The sequence below is a fragment of the Kribbella sp. CA-294648 genome, from assembly GCF_050943845.1.
Classification (GTDB): Bacteria; Actinomycetota; Actinomycetes; order Propionibacteriales; family Kribbellaceae; genus Kribbella.
This window is the reverse complement of the sequence record NZ_CP191981.1, coordinates 1,891,348-1,905,660: the sequence shown is the minus strand read 5'-3', so window position 1 is coordinate 1,905,660 and position 14,313 is coordinate 1,891,348. Positions and strand designations below refer to the sequence as shown.

14 protein-coding genes are annotated in these 14,313 nt (G+C 65.1%); 5 read left to right on the top strand and 9 right to left on the bottom strand.

The features are described 5' to 3' along the window. Positions 1-64: 64 nt before the first annotated feature. Positions 65-625 (top strand): RNA polymerase sigma factor, encoded by a 561-nt coding sequence (locus ACQPYM_RS09255; RefSeq protein ID WP_433017866.1) that lies wholly within the window; start codon positions 65-67, stop codon positions 623-625. Positions 626-865: 240 nt separating this feature from the next. Here ACQPYM_RS09255 and istB read toward each other — a convergent pair whose 3' ends face one another. From istB to ACQPYM_RS09225, 6 genes are all read right to left on the bottom strand, one after another. Continuing rightward, positions 866-1,666, bottom strand: a complete 801-nt coding sequence (istB, locus tag ACQPYM_RS09250) for an IS21-like element helper ATPase IstB (RefSeq protein ID WP_433017863.1) — start codon at positions 1,664-1,666, stop codon at positions 866-868. Beyond that, complete coding sequence (istA, locus tag ACQPYM_RS09245; protein WP_433017860.1) at positions 1,666-2,901, bottom strand: IS21 family transposase; 1,236 nt, start codon at positions 2,899-2,901, stop codon at positions 1,666-1,668. Before istA ends, istB begins: the two co-directional genes overlap by 1 nt. A gap of 220 nt (positions 2,902-3,121) precedes the next feature. After that, entirely contained in the window at positions 3,122-3,268 is a 147-nt protein-coding gene (locus ACQPYM_RS09240) for a type II toxin-antitoxin system RelE/ParE family toxin (RefSeq protein WP_433023223.1), read from the bottom strand. 121 nt (positions 3,269-3,389) lie between these two features. Further along, the gene (locus ACQPYM_RS09235) at positions 3,390-3,671 is read right to left on the bottom strand and encodes a hypothetical protein (protein WP_433017857.1); all 282 of its coding nucleotides are present in this window, start codon (positions 3,669-3,671) and stop codon (positions 3,390-3,392) included. A gap of 263 nt (positions 3,672-3,934) precedes the next feature. Next, a complete protein-coding gene (locus ACQPYM_RS09230) occupies positions 3,935-4,573 on the bottom strand; it encodes an FMN-binding negative transcriptional regulator (RefSeq protein ID WP_433017854.1) in 639 nt (212 codons plus the stop codon). A 10-nt stretch (positions 4,574-4,583) separates the two neighbouring features. Beyond that, complete coding sequence (locus ACQPYM_RS09225; RefSeq protein ID WP_433017851.1) at positions 4,584-5,114, bottom strand: hypothetical protein; 531 nt, start codon at positions 5,112-5,114, stop codon at positions 4,584-4,586. 165 nt (positions 5,115-5,279) lie between these two features. Here ACQPYM_RS09225 and ACQPYM_RS09220 point away from each other — a divergent pair, with 165 nt between their 5' ends. Next, entirely contained in the window at positions 5,280-5,831 is a 552-nt protein-coding gene (locus tag ACQPYM_RS09220) for an RICIN domain-containing protein (protein ID WP_433017848.1), read from the top strand. A gap of 2,270 nt (positions 5,832-8,101) precedes the next feature. Here ACQPYM_RS09220 and ACQPYM_RS09215 read toward each other — a convergent pair. Then, positions 8,102-8,767 carry a helix-turn-helix domain-containing protein gene (locus tag ACQPYM_RS09215; RefSeq protein ID WP_433017845.1) on the bottom strand — a complete coding sequence of 222 codons (666 nt, stop codon included), beginning with the start codon at positions 8,765-8,767 and terminating at the stop codon, positions 8,102-8,104. A 60-nt stretch (positions 8,768-8,827) separates the two neighbouring features. Here ACQPYM_RS09215 and ACQPYM_RS09210 point away from each other — a divergent pair, with 60 nt between their 5' ends. Together ACQPYM_RS09210 and ACQPYM_RS09205 are read left to right on the top strand one after the other, a co-directional pair. Beyond that, entirely contained in the window at positions 8,828-9,247 is a 420-nt protein-coding gene (locus ACQPYM_RS09210; protein WP_433017842.1) for an aminotransferase class I/II-fold pyridoxal phosphate-dependent enzyme, read from the top strand. After that, positions 9,247-10,500, top strand: a complete 1,254-nt coding sequence (locus ACQPYM_RS09205; RefSeq protein WP_433023221.1) for an aminotransferase class I/II-fold pyridoxal phosphate-dependent enzyme — start codon at positions 9,247-9,249, stop codon at positions 10,498-10,500. Before ACQPYM_RS09210 ends, ACQPYM_RS09205 begins: the two co-directional genes overlap by 1 nt. A 224-nt stretch (positions 10,501-10,724) precedes the next feature. On the opposite strand, the gene ACQPYM_RS09200 is transcribed toward ACQPYM_RS09205, so the two are convergent. Together ACQPYM_RS09200 and ACQPYM_RS09195 are read right to left on the bottom strand one after the other, a co-directional pair. Further along, on the bottom strand, positions 10,725-11,363 hold the full coding sequence (locus ACQPYM_RS09200; protein ID WP_433017839.1) for a response regulator: 639 nt from the start codon (positions 11,361-11,363) through the stop codon (positions 10,725-10,727). Beyond that, positions 11,360-13,441 (bottom strand): histidine kinase, encoded by a 2,082-nt coding sequence (locus ACQPYM_RS09195; protein WP_433017836.1) that lies wholly within the window; start codon positions 13,439-13,441, stop codon positions 11,360-11,362. The genes ACQPYM_RS09200 and ACQPYM_RS09195 overlap by 4 nt, the downstream gene beginning before the upstream one ends. A gap of 157 nt (positions 13,442-13,598) precedes the next feature. On the opposite strand from ACQPYM_RS09195, the gene ACQPYM_RS09190 reads away from it, so the two are divergent. Next, complete coding sequence (locus ACQPYM_RS09190) at positions 13,599-14,303, top strand: hypothetical protein (protein ID WP_433017833.1); 705 nt, start codon at positions 13,599-13,601, stop codon at positions 14,301-14,303. Positions 14,304-14,313 lie beyond the last annotated feature (10 nt).

Below are 14,313 nucleotides of genomic sequence, written 5' to 3'. Positions count from 1 at the left end.
GTTACCGATGTTGGCGAGTCGCTGCTGTTCGAGTCTTGTCTTGAGACTAGGAGGAGGTCGCGGGATGAGCGAGTCGGACTCGAATTCACTGGCGGTCCGGTTCCAGCAGGGGGATGAGGACGCGCTGCTGGAGGCGTACAGGAGGTATGCAGGACCTATGTTCGTCACGGCGCTGAACGTCCTCGGTAACCGTGAGCAGGCAGCGGACACCGTCCAGCGGGCACTGATCCAGGCCTGGCGGGCGCGATCCCGCTTCGACCCGAGCCGGGAGCTGAAGCCATGGCTGTACGCCATCACCCGGCGCGCCGCCGTGGATACCTACAGGCGGGAGCGACGCGCTGTGCAGGAGATTTCGCTGGAGCGGGTCGGCGAGGTGTCTGCCGAGGGTCCGTCAATGGAGCAGATCTGGCGTGCTTGGCAGGTGCGTGAGGGGCTCGACCAACTGACGCCCGACGAGCGTGAGGTGCTGCGACTGGCCTACTACGAGGGCCAGTCGCAAACGGAGATCGCGGACCGCCTACAGTTGCCTCTTGGCACGGTCAAGAGCCGGACGGCCCGGGCCCAGCGGCGCCTCGCAAAGCTCCTACCGCACCTGAGAGAAGCCGCCCAACCCGTCGCCTGCTGAACAACCTGTGGAGGTTGAACCCGCGGCGAAGGTGCCTTGGGCCTGAAAGGCCGAGTAGCCAGACCGAACCTCCCGTGTAACCGAAAGGTGCGAGCCGGCCGGGGACGACTCGGAAGGGAGATCGTTTGCCTTGAGTGTGGCGCGGTCTTCTGCCCCCTCCGACCCCATAGCCGCCCGTAGTTGTCAACGGCAGCTGAAAACTGACCCCCTGGCTGCGGTTGAAAGTTGACCCCTTGGTGGTCATGGTTCGTCTGTGTTGGCGGCTGGGACGCGGCCGAGGTCTCGGTTCTTGAGTCGGTAGGAATCGCCTTTGAGTGCGACGACGTCGGCGTGGTGGACGAGTCTGTCGATCATGGCGGCGGCGACAACGTCATCGCCGAAGACTTCGCCCCAGCGGCCGAAGGGTTTGTTGCTGGTGACGATCAGCGAGGCGCGTTCGTAGCGGGACGAGACGAGTTGGAAGAACAGGTTCGCTGCTTCGGGCTCGAAGGGGATGTAGCCGACCTCATCGATGATGAGTAGTGGGTAGCGGGCGAGCCGGACGAGTTCGTCTTGCAGGCGGCCGGCGTGGTGGGCATCGGCGAGCCGGGCGACCCAGCCGGAGGCGGTGGCGAACAGGACCCGGTGTCCTGCTTGGCAGGCGCGGATGCCGAGGCCGATGGCCAGGTGGGTTTTGCCGGTGCCGGGCGGGCCGAGGAAGACGACGTTCTCTTTCGCGGTGACGAAGTCGAGGGTGCCCAGGTGGGCGATCAGGTCGCGGGCCAGGCCGCGGGCGTGGTCGAAGTCGAACTCCTCCAGGCTTTTGCGGGCTGGGAACCTCGCCGACCTGATCCGGCCTTCGCCGCCGTGGGCGTCGCGGGCGGCGACCTCTCGTTGGAGGCAGGCGACCAGGTATTCCTCGTGGGTCCAGGATTCAGCGCGGGCTCGTTCGGCCAGCCGGTCCACCGAATCGCGCAGGGTAGGTGCCTTTAACGCCCTGGTCAGGTAGGCGATCTCGGCGGTCAGGTTCTTGATCGGTGTGGCTTTGGTGCGGGGTGGCATCACATCACCTGCTGGTCCAGCCCGAAGGCGTTGTCGTAGTCGGTCAGCGGCCGCTGCTCCACCTCGGTCGCCGCTGCCGGGGTGATGACGGTGAACCGGTCGTGCCGCAACGCGGTCGCGGCCTGGGCATGGGCGGTGTCGGTGATCGACTGGTGGTAGGCCCAGCAGCGTTGATGGTCGGCCACGATGCTGCCTTGGCAGAACACCCGCACCCGGTCCAGGTCGGCAACGATCTCGATCCTCCGGCCGACCACCTTCGGGTGCACCGAGTAGTCGTTGGAGTCCACCCGGACGTAGTAGTCCCGCGGCAGCCGCTGCGACCTGCGCCACCCGGTCACCGGTGCGACCGGTGGCAGGCTGAGCATCGCGGCCCGGTCCGCCTCGACCCGATCGCCTGGTGAGCAGCCCAGCACCCGCATCCGGCGGGCATTCGCCTTCGGCAGCCAGCCGACCAGTTGGGCGTTGAAGTCGTCCGGACCGGCGAAAGTCCGGCCCGGCAGGAACGAGGTCTCCAGGTAGCCGTTGGCGCGCTCGATCAGCCCTTTGGCCTCAGGGTCGGCGGGCTTGCAAACGATCACTTTGGCGCCCAGCGTGCCGCGGAACGCCTGGCAATCACCGGTCAGCTCCGCAGCGCCACGGCGCCACCTGCCGATCGCCCCCTCGCCGTCCCAGACCAGCACCTTGGGAACACCACCGAGCCGCTCGAGCAGCGCCCACCAGCCGGCGAACAGATCCTCGGCCGCCCGCGACGGCAGCAGTTGCGCCGACAGCCAGCGCGAGTAGCCCGACGCCATCACCAGCACCGGCAGCTGCATCGGCGACCTGGTCTGGCCGAACCCCACCGGCAAGTTCACCTCCGGGAACCAGAAATCACACTGCACCAACTCGCCCGGGAGATACGTCGTTCGCGACGCAGGATCGGGCGGCAGATACGCCGGCCGCAGGTCGCTGACCCGGTCCCGCAGAATCCGGATCGAGTGCTGCCACCCGATCCGCTCCGCGACGACCGTCGCCGGCATCGTCGGCCACGCCCGCAACAACTCCCGAATCCGCGGTTCCACCTCGTCGACCACCGAGCCCCGCGCCGCACGCACGTACCGAGGCGCACCATCGCTGCGCAGCGCCTGCCTCACCGTATTCTTCGAACACCCCATCGCCCGAGCGATCACCTTGATCGGCATCCCCTCGGACCGATGAAGCCGCCGAATCTCAGCCCAATCCTCCACAGTCAGCACCGGCTTCCTCCTGACCTCGTCTGAGGCCAGCGTCTCGGACGGGGTCAGTTTTCAGTTGCCGCCTGGGGGTCAGTTTCCACGTGCCGTCGACAGTAGTTGCGCCAGTCGGTTCAACCGCCGCGCAGTCGCAGCTATGCACTCGCCCAGACAGGTGGCTTCCTGAGCGGCGACCGCACTGCCGCGGGCTGGATGAGCTGACCCGATGCTGGCCTCCCGACGATCAGTCGATGCGGCCTGCGTGGATTACGACCACGGTCACGGTGTTGTCGTTCACGTCGTACAGCACGCGGTAGCGCCCGCTGCGCAGCCTCCGACGGTCAGGGGTGCCGTACTCGGCGGTCCCTTCGGGACGGGGGTCGTCGGCCAGCAGGTCGACCGACTGAAAGAGGTGCTCCAGGCCTTCGGGATCGTCTTTGAGGAAGCCGGCGGCCTGGTCGAGGCCCCAGCTGTTCGATGTCGCACGCAGCGACCCTCACGGGCCGTCGGGGTCACTCAGGCGGCAGCTTCAGCTGCAGCCCCATCGGCTCGCTCCGGAAACTGCGAACCAATCGGTCGTGATCCCGGTTGCGAACTGGCCGACGAACTACACCACTGTGCGGCCGCCATAAACCAGCGTTACCCAGCGTCGTGAATGGTCCGAATACCAGATCGTGTTCGGACCAGTAGAAGTCGTCGAGATCACCGAGCTCGTAGGCGTGCAGAGCGGCGTCGCGCCGCAGGATCTTCTCGATCTCCGCTCGGTCGTGCAGTCTGATCGCTGGTATCACCATCTCCTGTCCCGGTTGCTGCGGCCGATCGCAGCACGCCGATTGGGGCCTCGGTCAGATCACCGAAACCTGTGAGGCGCGCTCGTGGTGTCCTGTTGGTCATCCGCCAGCCGCAATCTCGACCAAGACTCACCGGTGACGTGACGAGACATCTTCAGCATGATGGGAGCGTGCATGGGCTGCCTGCACTCTGCCGAAGTCCGACCGCCTGGCGCCGGACCGACGTCCAAGTGGACGTGCCACCAGCCTTCCACCACATACACCGCTCAACCGGTACGGGGCTGGCCACGGAACTCTCGCATCGCCCGCACGACCTCATGCCTGCTCGCCCGCTCCAGCCCCGCGATCACGCCGCTGACGTCGGCGTCGGAGCGGTTCTGACTGAGTTTCGCCTTTGCCTCGATCCTGCTGACCACCAACTCGACACCGACGATCGCCTTCAGCAGCCCGGCGACGTAGCCGGCCGGCGCGTCGTCGACCGACCACGGCACCATCGCATCGCTCTCGAACCTGCCGGTCAGCTCGCGGACATGCCTCTCGAGCCACCCGACATCGCCGTGAATCACCAACTTGCCGTAGAGATAGACGGTCACGTAATTCCAAGTCGGCACGACACGACCGTGCTCTGCCTTGGCGGCATACCAGGAGGGTGAAACATACGCATCGGGACCGCTTACGATGAAGAGGGCGTCACCGACCACGGGCAACTGCCACTGCGCGTTGTTCCGGGCGACGTGCGCCGCCAACCGCCGCGGCCGGCCCGCCACGCCGCGATGGTGCACGAACGGTAGAAAGGTTGCCTGAACACCACTGGCGGTCGCCGTCACGAGTTCCCCCGCGCCGCGATGGTCCAGCAAGTGGTCCACAGTGGCAGAGTCAGCGGCGAACTGCCGAGTGACCGCCATTACTTCTTGATCACCGGCTTGCCGTCCGCCAGCACGGCCGACCAGTTGCCTCGGCCCCTTCGCCCTCGGTGTCCTCCTGGGTGTCGTCCTCGGCGAAGCGGTAGAGCGGCCAGCCGCCGAGAGTCACATGGACCAGGCCGTCAGCGCGCCGGACGGTAGCGACGTGCTTGCGGTCGATGCCATCCGCCAGTTCTACCTGCGATCCGTCAGTGAGTGCGGCCGGCCAGGTGATCAGACAATCCCCCAGGCAGTTCACCTTCGGCGGCAGGTTGTCGTCGCCCTCGAATCGATATGCCGTCCACCCGTTCAGCGTCACGATCTGCGCAGTCTTGCCCTTGACAACCGCAGCGCGCAGACCGAGGCGGATCGGCCCCGGCCGCACCGTTGCCGTCGGCAAAGGCGGCTCGCTGGGCGTGACACCAACCTCCTCGGGCGTGCTCGGCGGTGCGGTCACCTCCGCACCTGTCGTCGACGCGCTGCCCCCGCACCCCGCGACCGTCACAGCCAGCAGCGCCGTCGCGAACATCGTGGTTACCTTCATGCCGTACTCCTTCACGAACTGGTGGCCGCGCGAATCGAGCGGCAGAACGCCTGTAGGTACGGCGTAAGAACCCACCTCGGATCACCAATCCGCCACCGAACCGATGCTCGTTCGCCCGCCGTACTGCTCATCACAGGCACCATTGACATGACATGGAGTTACAGCATGAAGCGCAACATCATCGCCGGCGGTCTGGCCTCGCTAGCGGCGGCTGTCGCCGTCGGCTCGGCCATGATGGTCGGCCCGGCACACGCCGCACCGGCAGGCACGACCGCGACCCCGGTCAAGCTGGCCGACGCGACCACCTGCACGGTCACCGCGACCAGCACCTGCCAGGTGCTCACCCCGGACGTCTCGACGAACAAGATCCTCCGGCAGAAGATCTCGGCTCCGAACATCCTCCAGAAATGGGACTTCATTCAGCTGACCTCGGACCCAAACACCAACCTGGTGCTGAAGTCGAACCAGACCATCAGCGGCAAGCCGGCCTGTCTGGACCTCAGTTCGGACGCCGTCCGCAGCCAGCAGGTCTCGGGCAGCGCGCTGATTCTCCGGAAGTGTGACGCAACGAACAGTCAGCGCTGGACCCGGATCAGCTTCTCGAACGGCAAGTTCGAGCTGCAGAACAAGCTGTCCCTGATGCGACTGGCCTTCAACGGACAGCACATGGTCCAGATCGGCCCGGGCGTCAGCGGGCTGAGGATGATCAAGGTCTGACACCGAAGCACCCACCAGCTGGAAGACGGGTCCCGGACATGAGCTGATACCCGACGTTGGACTGGCTGGGTGAAAACAAGGCCGCAAGGGCCCGAGCCGGTATGCACCGGGCTCGGGCCCTCAGGTGTGTTGAGCTTTGGTCGTTGTTCTAAGAGTTGAGATGGTCGTTCAGTACCGAAACCGGTCCCGATCACCTGCTTGCCGGTCAGGCATATCACGGTGACTTCCCTCTCGGAGGCAGCGCTGTGGACAATCTTCGCCTGTGGCGTCACGGCATAACCCGCAGGACGATCCGCGCATAGGCGATCGCCAAAGGCGACGCGCGCGTCGCGCTGCTCCGCGGTCTTCTCGGTGAGGTCCAGATCAGTGACCATGGCGTCGTGAATCACCGACAGAAAACCGGTGCCGACAGCAACCTTTTCTCATGGGCCAGGTCGCGGTCCGGATGTTGGGGGTTCTGACACTCGCGGCTTGCTGCCCACTAGTCACCTCAACCAGGCCGGTGATCTTGCTCGCCGTGATCGCGGCCTCGGCGGGCGTCGACAGCGGAGAGCCACTGAGAAGGCCACTGAAGGCCGTTCCGAAGCGGCCGGCACCGCTAATACGGGGGTGGATTGTGTGGCCGGCGCTGCGGAGGATGTTGCAGTGATGATCACGGAATGGTGTGCAGGCGAGCGCATCGAGGGACTGTGAACCTCCGCCGGAGACTTGATAACACCTGATCGTTTGGGAAGGTGGCGCTCCTGGTGAGTGGCGCGGTTCGCGATCCTTGTCAAGCAGATCTCTGCACCGCTGCATAGCCTAGCTATCGTTTCCAATACTGACGCGATCCGCAGAAGTCTGGATAGTGTGCTCCGACCCCGACTCGTCGACATACTGAACGACTGCCTGCAAGCCGGCAGCAGTGTGGCGGCGGCCGATCAACCACGCCGGGTGCCATCCGTTGTTGACCCACGCGCGGACATGGGTGGGCAATGGAGCCTCGAGGATCGGCCGGGTGTTGAACGCAGACCTAGTCAGCGAATCCACCCTGCACCTCCGTCCGTGTTCACGGCAAGTCGATCCCGGCCAGCGGCTCACACCCATTACGCGTCAAGGTCTGTGAACGGATTACGAATCCCCACACCGAGATTTCGCGTTCTACCGCTGCTCCCCCTCATCGATCTGCCAGGCTGGAGGAGCGAAGCCGGACCCACACGAGACCTGGCAATCGATGCTTGAAGTGGCTGATGGGGCGGGGTTTCCTGATCTGGCCCCAGGCGATCTCACAGAGTTTGAGTGGCCAAGGCGCGGTAGGCCTCCTTGTCGATACGGACCCCATCGACGTGCACGTCTACGGTGCGGGTGGCAGGTCCCAACAGGTACAAGATTCTCGCATTCGTTGCTGCTCGACAACAAGCACTGGCCGGGTTAGCGCATGCGTTCGCCGGCATCTGCTTCGTTAACCGGGATCGCATGTGGGGTTGGAACGGATCGGCATGTTGACGGGTTTGACGGCGCCGTGTCGGACAGCTGGATCGATGGCGTGGCGAGGCACTTCCGGCGGCTTCGCGGCCGAGCGGATAGTGATCTCGCTGATGTAGGAGGCTGGCGGGTTCACCGGACCGCGTGTCGATGTCAATGGGGGTGACGGGCGCAGCTTTGACACGTACCAGGATCTGCTGTGCTCGAGGAACAGGTACGTCTACCTCAAGAATCTCGACCGCGTCGGGGCCACCGAACTCGCGGACCGCAACAGCTCTCATCAGCTTCCTCTCCAGCCGTACCCGACGAAAACGAACCCGATCTGCTGCCTGATGGTCAGCTGACCCGATATGCAGCGCGCCAAGAACCTGCTGGACGTCCTTGTGTCGTGGATGCTTGTGCGGTCCTCGTACGCTCTCTACGAATCAAGTCGTGCGATCGGTACTCGCACACCAGAGCGTCAGCGCGACTGGTTAGCACTCTTGCCCCACAAACATCACGAAGGTCGGTTTGTTCGGGTCGACACCGACACCGGTTCGCCATCCTGAGGCAAGGAGAGGCGGAATCCTTGCGGCGGGGTGCGATCTACCGCCTCCCCTGCGCCGTCACGGACGCGCACGGAAACTTACCGAGCGGGCGATCGACGGTCGGCTCACCTGTCGTTCGACTACCGGATGATGGACGGTCAACGAGGCCTAAAGCTTCTCGTCAGTCCCTTGCGGAGGGAGGTTGGCGCTGTTCGGCATGAGGGGCCGGCACCCACCAGGGCGGCGATCAGAGGTCTTCAGCCCAGACCTCGGCCGCGCTCACCAGGCCGAGCCGCCCTGGGGACGGCCGGGGTAGTACATGGTGAGCACGGCGGTCGCCACCCCGCCGATGCCTCGGTACAAATGTGGAGCATCGCCGGGGAACGTGTGAATCTCGGGCGCGGTCAGCCGCACCGGTTCCGCCTCGGTTCCGACCTCCGCAGTGCCGCCGATCACCGTCAGCGTCTCCACTACGCCTTCCATGTGCGGCTTCGATTGCTGAACCTTGGCCTCGATGGTGATCCGGTAAACCTCGGTAAAACCCTTCTCGTCGCTCCAGCGATCGAGCAGCTGCGCGACGACACTACGCCCGCGGGCCGGAGAGACCAGAGGACCGTCGACGACGCCAGTCTCCGAGGCTCTTCCGAAGAGGACATCGCTGAGCGGGACCGAGAGTGCGGTGGCAACCGAGAAGAGCGTGTCCAGCGTGGGATTCCGTTGTCCCCGTTCCAGTTCGGAGAGGGTGCCCTTGCCCAGGCCGCTCGATGCGGCAAGGGCGGCCAACGAGATGCCTGCCGAGGTACGGAGCTCGTGAATTCGCAGGCCAACCAGGCTGGACAGCCGGTCCGATCCGGGCGAAGGAGTTTGACTGGCGGCCACCCGCTCAGTATACAGTTCTATATATAGAACAAAGGAATCAAGGTGCCCGTCAGCCGCCTTACTCATATACCCGCGATCGGTGTCGACGCTATCGGGGACCGGGCCGACTCCTTGGCCGACCCCTCCATGCTCCGACTGGAGAATCTCGACACCGACTTGCGCCCACCACGCATCGCCATCGACCGAACGCTCGCGGCCGTGCAGCAAGACACCGCCAATAGCTATCTGCCCGTTCCGGGAACTCGCTCGCTACGTCAGGCGGCCGCCGTCCACGTCGGACGACTTGCCGGACGCGGGTACGACCCGGATCGTGAATGCGTCATCACCGCTGGTGGGCTGAACGGTGTCCTTAATGCCCTCCTGGCGACAGTCGAGCCGGGATCAGAGGTGGTTGTCTGTGATCCGATTTACGCGGGCCTGGTCAACAGGATCCGGTTGGCCGGTGGAATCCCACGGTTCGTGCACTGCCGTCCCACCTCTGAAGGCTGGTACCTCGACCTGCTGAGCTCGCCGCCGCAGTCACCCCGCGAACGGCTGCCGTGCTGATGATGTCACCGGCAATGCCGACCGGCGGGGTTCTCCACTTCGCACACTGGCAGGCACTTGCAGCCGCGCTGGAGCGGACCAACGCCTGGCTCATTTACGACGCAGCCATGGAGCGGATCAGGTTCGATGACGCGCCGCAGATCCATCCGGCTGCGTTGCCGGGCCTGCGAGAGCGAACCATCACAGTCGGCTCCGCCTCCAAAGAGCTACGTATGATCGGTTGGCGGGTGGGTTGGGTCGTCGGCCCGCAACGGATCATGCACGACGTTCACCTGGTCGGGCTCAGCAACGTGGTCTGCCAGGTCGGCCTGGCACAGGAGGCAGTGACCGCGGCCCTCCGTGCGGCCGACGGGGACGCCGACGTCGCCGCCGCGACAAAGGTGTGGAAGGAGCGGGCTGAACTGATCAGCCGGGAACTGTCCGGCTACCCCCTGATTCCTCCGCACGGCGGATGGTCGCTGCTGATCCGACTGCGCAGCGATGCGCATGACACCCACCGAGGCATCGGAGCGACTCTTCATTCACGGCGCGGTGGCCGCCACCGGCATGGACGGCTGGGGTCCATCGGGCGGGAAATACATCCGTCTGGTCTTCGCCAACGAGCCAGTCGAGCGCCTCGACGACATCCGCGCCCGTTTCGATGCCCGCTTGGGCCAACCCCAAGGGGTGAGTCCCGGGGCAGCCGATTGCCATCGAGACATATCAACGATCAAGGGACGTTCCAAGACGAGTGTCTTGCGAGGCGACTGCCGCAACAACAACGAAAGGAGGACGAGATGACATCACCACTGCCCCGTGCGGCAGTTCACGTCCAGCAAAGGCTCGCCTCACTGGGCATCCCGACGGAAGTACGGGAGTTGACAGATTCGACCAGGACAGCGGCAGAGGCCGCCGCGGCGCTGGAGTGCGAGATCGGCGCGATCGCCAACAGCCTGATTTTCATGGCCGATGGAGAGCCCCTCCTGGTAATGACCAGCGGCGCGCATCGCGTCCGCGAGCGCGCGCTCGCGGATCGCTTGAGGGTCGGGGCGATCAACCGGGCCAGCGCCGACCTGCTGCGGGAAGTGACAGGGCAGGCGATCGGAGGCGTCGCTCCCGTCGGTCACCCTGAGCCGCTGACGACGGTCATCGACGAAAGCTTGGAACTGTACGACCCCATTTGGGCAGCGGCGGGGACACCTCGAACGGTCTTCTCCACCTCATTCGAGGAACTCGTCCGGGTGACCGGCGGCCGCATTCTTCCAGTGACCTGACCCCGTTCGAATTGCGAGCGTTTGCTCTCCCAGGTCTTTCGCCGGACTACAGCAGGCCAGGTGTTCCACAAGCCAGCGCGTCACGGCTCGACGCCCGAGTCGGAAGGATTGCGAGCTGCCATCGCTGCTGCTCCCACCACTGTGGCGGCCGGCGTCAGAGGTGTGCCGCGTGCGCCGCCGCGGTCGGCGCCGGAGGGCGCCCGCGTTAGCTCGGCCGGTGGGCATTAGCTGCCCAGGCCTGTGGTGCGGGCTCGCACTATTGCTTCTGCTCGGGTGGTGACTTGGAGCTTGGCGAAGATGCTGGTGATGTGGTTGCCGATTGTGGCGGGAGCAAGGCTGAGACGGGATGCGATGGCGGCGTTGCCCAGGCCGTCCGCGATCAGCGCGAGAACTTCACGTTCGCGCGGGGTCAACTCGGGGAAGCGCACCTCGTCGGTGCGTGGGCGGGACAGGTAGGCCAGGGTCCGGCGAGCTACTCCCGGACCGAAGATCGCCTCGCCCTCGGCGACGGCCGTGATTGCCCGTAGGACGTTGTCTCCCGCAGCGCCCTTCAGCAGATAGCCACGAGCACCGGCTCGCATCGCTGCAAAAACCGACTCGTCGTCATCGAACATCGTCAGCATCAGCACAGCGACGTCTGGCGCCACCTTCGTGATCTCGCGCGTCGCGTCGATTCCGCTGAGATCGGGCATCTGTATGTCCATCACGAGCACGTCTGGCTTGAGTGTGACCGCCGCGCGGACCGCCTCCGAGCCTGTTGTCGCTGTACCGACGAGTTCGTAACCGTCGCGCGCGGACAGCAGCGCACCGAGGCCTTCACGGACGATGCCGTGATCGTCAGCGACGACAATGCGAACCGTCATGTGTCTGCTCCTGTCTCTGAACTTGGCATCTGGCTTCGGTCTGCCGCATTGGACCGCATGGGCAGAGGGAGGGATACCCGAACCAGACCACCGGTTCGGTCATAGCGGATCTCACTCTCGCCGCCGAGCTCGCCAGTGCGTTCCCGGATGGAGGTCAGCCCGATGCCCGGCTTCCAACTGCCCTCCGCGTTCACCCCATTGTCGCGGATCTCCACCCGCAACACGGTCTCCTCCTCGCTAAGTTGCACAACCGCCCGCGTGGCCGTGGAATGCCTGATCACATTCGTGAGCGCCTCGGTGACGATCCGATAGGTGGCTACCTCAACCGCAGCCGGGAGGTCTGTCAGCGTCGCCGGGGCGACGACAGTGATCGTGAAGGCTGCGTCGGCATCGCGTCTGGACATGACCGCCGCGTGCTCACGCAACGCACCAACGAGCCCCATTCCATCCAGTGCCGGCGGGCGAAGATCGTAGGCAAGCCGGCGAATCTCCTCGATGGCGCTGATCGTCTGGTCACGCAAGTTGGCGAGCAGCTCCGCGCTCCGGCCGGGGTCAGCGTTGAGAAGCCTCAAGGCAGCGTCTGCATTGAGAACGACGCCGGTCAGGACGGGACCGAGTCCATCGTGCAGATCCCGCCTGATCCTGCGTCGCTCCTCCTCCTGCCCACTGATGACGCGTTGCCGAGAGAATTGGAGCTCCTCGGCGAGCCGCCCGGCCTGCACCGCCACCGTGAGCGGCGCCGCTAACAGCGCCAGTACGCGCTCGTCCGCGGCATCCAACCGATGCTCACCGGAACGCAACCCGACGACCAACTCGCCCACGCGCTGATCCCCAGACAGCAGGGTGATCGCCTGGCGATCTCCCGGAAGCTCCCCGTGCTCAGCGACTTTGCGTTCGTCGACCACGATCTGCGCCGCCGGGTAGCGCATCACGCGACATAGTGCCTCCAGTACTCCGGCCAGTCCCGCGGACGCCGCAGTTGTTCCGACTTCGCCGAGCCGTTCACCTATGGCCGCGATTGCACGTACAGGATCGCGCCGTGCGCCGTAGAAGGCCCGGTGGATCAAGCGTTGCAACCAAAGCCTGACAGGGTTGAAGGCCAGCGCGATCAGCAGCGTGGCCAACACGGACGAGCCGAGGGATACCTGTCGACGGACCGCTTGATCCAGCAACGCCACGAGACCCAAGTACGCCGCGGCCACTCCACCGGTGAGCAAGAGGTAGAGCAAGGACCGGGAGACCACCAAACGAATATCGAGCAACTGGTGACGCAAGACGGCGATGCTGATCGAGAGGGGAATCAGGGTGATCGGCAGGATTCCCAGCAGAAGGCTCTCGGTACGCAGTACGGCCTCGAGGGTGAACGCGGAAACCACGACGATCGTTGCCAGCAACAGCCACAGCATGCGGCGACGAATCAGCTCGCTGCCGCGGCGATAGGTCGCCACCACTGCAACCAATGCGCCGAGGTAGGCAGCGGTCAGACCTAACTCCCAAATCAGGTGCAGCCATGCGGGCTGGTCAGTCCAGGGTTGCGCTGGGTATGCGCTGATCCCCACCTTGGCAGGCAAACCGCCCAAGGGGTCGAGAACACCCGCCACAGTCAGGGCACCGCCATTGAGGATCAGCAGCCCGATGAACGCACGCCAGCGCCGTCCCGGGAGATGTCCTTCCGGGAAGAGGACGAGAGCAAGCGGGATGAACACTCCAACAGCCCAGTTCCATCCGACCGCGTTGACGATGGTCGCGAGCAACCGCCAGGGCTCGGAATCAGTGCCGATCCACGCCAGCACAGCGATGCCCGTGCCGGTAAACGCATAGAAGCACCCGCCGAGGAGCAGGGCCCAGCCGATCAGGTTACGCGGACGGTATCGGGCGATCGGCCAACCAGCCGCCGCTAGTGCCACACCGCTCACTACGTTGCTGACCACGAGCAGCTCTACTAGGCGTGACCAAGGCAGCCCGGACAACGCGCCAGCCGTCACAGCAGTGACGGCCTCGCCGACAACCAGCCCGAGAAGAGCCGAAGCGAGTTTGCCGCGGCGGCGGATGCCGATTTCGTCGAGTTCGGTGGTCACGTTCTCATCATGACCAGATCGGACCGCGCCAAGTAGGGGCACGCCCCTAGAGAGCCCAGGAAATCTTCATAGACCAATTGGGGGACCGCACCCTACGGACAAGGGACCCACAGAACGGATGCTGAGTTTGCAACGTTCATCGATACAAGGAGTTCTCATGTCCACCACTCGTTCCGATGCAGCCGCGGATACCCACAAACCAACGCGCGACGTGCGCGGGTTCTGGCGGATCCTGCTCGCGGTCATCGCTCCGCTCCCGATGCTCGCCAACGGCATCTATTACCTATTCAGCCCGACCAACGGCGGCGTCCCCTTCGAGGAAGACCTCGCTGCCGCAACTACGCACGGCGACCGGATCGCGCTGCTGGAATGGATTCAGGTGCCATTCGTCAGCCTGATGATCCCAGCCACATTCGCCGTCGTATGGGTGGCTCGCCGCGGCGCGCCGCGATTGACCACTGCCGGAGCGCTGATCGCACTGACCGGCTTCTGCGCCGGCTTCGGCAACCTCCCAGGAACCGTCTCCTCGGCGCGTATCACTGTCGAGGAAGGCCTCGACCCAGCCACCGTCTCCAAGCTGACCACAGCACTGAATGAGCACTTGATCACTCAGCTGTCCGGACTGCTGTTCATCCTCGGCGTTACGTTCGGCTTGCTCCTGCTGGGCCTCGCCCTGTGGCGCAGCCGGGTAGCGCCGGCCTGGATGGGGATCGCGCTGGCCGTTGGCGGCTTCACCCACCCATTCCTGCGAGATCATGTCATCGCCGGCATCGGCTTGCTCATCGCGGCCGTCGGCTTCGCCGGAGCCAGCTACGCGCTCCTGCGAACCCGCAACGAGGACTTTGACCTCCCTGCACGGTGAATCGCCGGCT